The following is a 4379-nucleotide window of genomic DNA, read 5'->3' on the forward strand; positions in this document are numbered from 1 at the left end:
GCGGCCCTCGTCCCGGCCGGGACGGCCGACGGGCGCGAACGCCTCGGTCTCCTTCTCGTCCTCGTCCCGGTCGTCGGAGCCCAGGCGCAGCAGCCGCGTCCGGAGCGTGCCGCCCTCCGGGACGGACAGGGGAGCGGTGTCCCCGCGCGGGGGGACCGCGGTGCGGGCGTGCAGCACGGTCGTGGGGTCGTCCGCCGGACGCGGCCTCGCCATCCGTGAGCGGCGGCGCCTGCGCATGTGCGCGCGCAGGGTCATCCACAGCAGGAAGGCCACCAGCAGCGCCGCGAGCGGCGCCACCGCCACGATCACGTTGGCGACCCCCTGGTGCACCCGCTCGACGAGTCCCAGGCTGCTCATCAGCATCGCCGTCGCGGCGAACAGGACCAGCACCGGGATCAGCACCAGGTCGACCCAGAGCCGCTCGCGCGGAGGCGCTCCGCGCAGCAGGTAGCTCACCCAGCACGCCATCATCAGCAGCAGGGTGTAGGTCACCGGGAACACGTGGGCGAGGGGGCTGCCCTCGTGGCCGCCGTACTCGGCGAACTGGAAGATGCCGTTGTAGGAGATGACGAGGGCGCACAGGGCGATGAGGCCGACGAACAGGCCGCCGCCGACGAGAGCACCGGCTCCCGCGCCGCGACCTGCTGCGGGCCTACCGTTCCGTGTCCCTGACTCGGGGGCGTTGTTGTAAGGGGCCATCGCCTTCGCAGCGTAGTCCAGGCGGTGCCGCGAACACGAGATTCCGGCTGATTATGGTCGCTACCAGACGGGCCGTCCCCAGGCGTTCTGTGTCGTTCTGTCGGAATATGCAGGGAGTGGCGCTCGGGAGAACCCTGGGAACGGACTTCCGGTCAGGGTTATCTCACACCTCGTGTGTCCGAATACGGCCAATCACATATACGCACTTGGGGATGTCCGGGAGGGCTTCTCCCACCTGGGAGTCCCTGGTTTGTGACGTCGTCGCGAGGGGAAAGGGGATACGCTTGACAACGTGAGTCTGCGCTTCTACGACACCAGTGCCCGACAGGTCCGCGAGTTCGTCCCGCTGCGCGAGGGGGCCGCCTCCCTGTACCTGTGTGGTGCCACGGTGCAGGCACCCCCGCACATCGGGCACATCCGCTCCGGGGTGAACTTCGACATCCTGCGCCGCTGGTTGACGCACCTGGGGTACGACGTCACCTTCTGCCGCAACGTCACCGACATCGACGACAAGATCATCCGGGTCGCGTCGGACGAGGGCGTGCCGTGGTGGCAGGTCAGCGAGCGCAACCAGCGCGCCTTCACGCACGCGTACGAGATCCTGGGCTGCCTGCCGCCCACCGTCGAGCCGCGGGCCACCGGGCACGTGCCCGAGATGATCGACCTCATGCACCGCCTCATCGACGCGGGCCACGCCTACGCCGCCTCCGACGGCTCCGGCGACGTCTACTTCGACGTGCGCTCCTACCCGCCCTACGGGGGCCTGTCCAACCAGCGCCTGGACCAGGTCGTGGAGTCGGCCGACTGCGACGCGGACCGCGACAAGCGCGACCCCCGCGACTTCGCCCTGTGGAAGGGCGCCAAGCCGGGCGAGCCCAGCTGGCACACGCCGTGGGGGCGCGGACGCCCCGGCTGGCACCTGGAGTGCTCGGCCATGGCCACCAAGTACCTGGGCCCCAGCTTCGACATCCACGGCGGCGGCCTGGACCTGGTCTTCCCGCACCACGAGAACGAGCTCGCCCAGTCCCGCGCGGCCGGGGACGGCTTCGCCCAGTACTGGCTGCACAACGGGCTCCTCGTCGTCGGCGGCGAGAAGATGAGCAAGTCGCTCGGCAACTCCCTGCTCATCCCGCAGATGGTGCGCAAGGTGCGCCCGGTCGAGCTGCGGTACTACCTGGGCCAGGTGCACTACCGCTCGGTCATCGACTACTCCGACGCCGCCCTCCAGGAGGCGGCCACCGCCTACCAGCGCATCGAGGGCTTCCTCACCCGCGCCGTCGAGGTGCTGGGCGAGGTCGTCCCGGCCGCGGACGTCCCCGCGGAGTTCGCGTCCGCGCTCAACGACGACCTCGGGGTCTCCCAGGCGCTCGCCGTCGTGCACGGCCACGTCCGCGAGGGCAACACGGCGCTGGCGGCGGGCGGCAAGGAGCAGGCCGCCGAGATCGCCGGTGAGCTGCGCACCATGCTCGGCGTCCTGGGCCTGGACCCGCTCGGGGAGCAGTGGGCCACCGGCGGGGACCAGGGGCTGCGCGAGGTCGTGGACGCCCTGGTGGCGGTCGCCCTGGAGCAGCGCCAGGCCGCCCGCGGCCGCAAGGACTACGCGGCGGCCGACGCGATCCGCGACCAGCTCGCGGGGGCGGGCGTCGTGGTCGAGGACACCCCCGAGGGCCCGCGCTGGGACCTGCGCCGCGACTGAGGCGGCCCGGGCGGTGGCGCGGCGGCGTTAGTCTGGGAGTTTGCCGCCGCGTTCACGTTGGCAGGCCATATTCCACCAGCCGGATGCCACGCGCCTCCGGCATGCCCGCGACACTGACGGGGAGGCGGCGACCATGCCGGCGAAGAAGAGCAAGAAGGGCCCGACCAAGGGCAGCGGAGGCAAGGGCCGCCGCTCGCTGGAGGGCAAGAGCGGCACCCTGCCCGCCGAGCAGCGGCACTGGTACGAGGGCAAGCAGCGGGCCAGGGCCGCCCGCCGCCCCGACTCCGGAGGCGGTGCCCGGGGCCCGCAGCAGGGGGAGCGCCGCCGTGCGGACGCCTCCGACCTGCTGGTGGGGCGCAACCCGGTGGTGGAGGCGCTGCGCGCCGGCATGCCCGCCACCCGCCTGTTCCTGGCCAACAGCCTCGACCCGGACGAGCGCGTCAACGAGGCGGCCCGGATCGCCGGTGAGCGCGGCCTGGACGTGCTGGAGGTCACCAAGACCGAGCTCGACCGCCGCTGCGAGAGCAACGGCCAGCCCGGCGCGGCCCACCAGGGGCTCGCGCTCCAGGTGCGCCCCTACCAGTACCGCGCGCCCGAGGCCCTGCTGGACACGGCGCTGGAGTCCGACACCCCGGCGCTGATCGTGGCCCTGGACGGGGTGACCGACCCGCACAACCTCGGCGCCATCGCGCGTTCGGCCGCCGCGTTCAACGCGCACGGCCTGCTCATCCCCGAGCGCCGCTCGGCCGGGGTCAACCTCACCGCCTGGAAGACCTCCGCGGGCACCCTCGCCCGGCTGCCCGTGGCCCAGGCCACCAACCTGACCCGCGCGCTGGAGGGCTACAAGAAGGAGGGCGTGTTCGTCGTCGGCCTCGACGCCGGCGGCGACACCCCCATCCCGGACCTGGAGCTGGCCACCGGCCCGCTGGTCATCGTGATCGGCTCCGAGGGCAAGGGCCTGTCCCGCCTGGTGCGCGAGGCCTGCGACGTGGTCGCGAGCATCCCGATCGGCAACGCGGAGTCGCTGAACGCCTCCGTGGCCGCCGGGGTGTCCCTCTACGAGGTGGCCCGCCGCCGCTCCGCCGCGAAGGGGTAGCAGCGCCCCGCGCCGGACCCGTCCCGCTCCGCGCACGCGGAGAAGGGCGGGTCCGCGCTTTCGTTTTCCGCTCCGGCCCCGCGGGTAGCTGTGCTGCTGCACCTGACCATCGCAGAGGAAGCGGGTGGGCGGCATGGCGACTCCTCCTGTCCCCGGCTACGAGGACCTCTCGCTCCGGGACCTGGACGAACGCGTCCGCTCCCTCTCCGCGGAGCGGGTGCGCGAGCTGATCGCCTACGAGGAGAGCCACTCCGGCCGGATGCGGGTGCTGGAGCTGCTGAAGGACCGCCTGCACTCGGCCGAGGGAGGCGACGAGGCGCACCGGGACCCCGGGCCCGAGGGCGGGGAGGACGCCGCCGACGCCGCCGACGCGCGGGCGGTGCCCGAGAGCCCGGAGCGCCCGCCCGGCCGGGACCCGTCCTGACCGGGCGAACGGTCCGGGGAACGCGCATGGTCGTCCGTGAGGAGGCCCCGGTATGAGCCTGCGGCGCAGCGACCCGGCCGAGCCGGGGATCACCAGGCGTCGCCGCGGTCGCGGACACAGCTACCACGGCCCGGACGGCAAGCCGGTCACCGACCCCGACCAGATCCGGCGCATCAAGGAACTCGTCGTGCCCCCGGGCTGGCACGACGTGTGGATCTGCCCCTCGCCCGAGGGGCACATCCAGGCGTGCGGCACCGACGACGCGGGCCGCCGCCAGTACCTCTACCACGCCGAGTGGCGGCGCCGGAGCGAGGAGGCCAAGTACGACCGCATGCTCGACTTCGCCGAACTGCTCCCCAGGATCCGCGGCACGCTGGCCGAGCACCTGGGCCGCCGCGGACTGCGGCGCGAGCGCGTCCTGGCCGCGGCCGTCCGCCTGATCGACCTCGGCTTCCTGCGGGCGG

At 73.1% G+C, this 4379-nt stretch carries 4 protein-coding genes and 1 pseudogene; 4 read left to right on the forward strand and 1 reads right to left on the reverse strand.

Translation table 11 applies throughout. From position 1 onward, the window contains the following. Nucleotides 1-699: DUF2637 domain-containing protein (locus DQW06_RS10045; RefSeq protein WP_117198340.1), on the reverse strand; the 699-nt coding region annotated here is incomplete at its 3' end. 292 nt (nucleotides 700-991) lie between these two features. Here DQW06_RS10045 and cysS point away from each other — a divergent pair. The 4 genes and pseudogenes from cysS to DQW06_RS10065 all read left to right on the forward strand — a co-directional run. Beyond that, nucleotides 992-2395, forward strand: coding sequence for a cysteine--tRNA ligase (gene cysS / locus DQW06_RS10050; RefSeq protein WP_019607749.1), 1404 nt, complete (start codon nucleotides 992-994; stop codon nucleotides 2393-2395). A 133-nt stretch (nucleotides 2396-2528) separates the two neighbouring features. Continuing rightward, nucleotides 2529-3491, forward strand: coding sequence for a 23S rRNA (guanosine(2251)-2'-O)-methyltransferase RlmB (gene rlmB, locus DQW06_RS10055; RefSeq protein WP_013155309.1), 963 nt, complete (start codon nucleotides 2529-2531; stop codon nucleotides 3489-3491). Between the two features lie 133 nt (nucleotides 3492-3624). Further along, complete coding sequence (locus DQW06_RS10060) at nucleotides 3625-3915, forward strand: hypothetical protein (RefSeq protein WP_041553257.1); 291 nt, start codon at nucleotides 3625-3627, stop codon at nucleotides 3913-3915. 52 nt (nucleotides 3916-3967) lie between these two features. Then, nucleotides 3968-4379: pseudogene (locus tag DQW06_RS10065) on the forward strand (DNA topoisomerase IB); the annotation flags it as partial.

This window comes from Nocardiopsis sp. TNDT3 (genome assembly GCF_003427465.1).
GTDB classification, from domain to species: Bacteria; Actinomycetota; Actinomycetes; order Streptosporangiales; family Streptosporangiaceae; genus Nocardiopsis; species Nocardiopsis dassonvillei.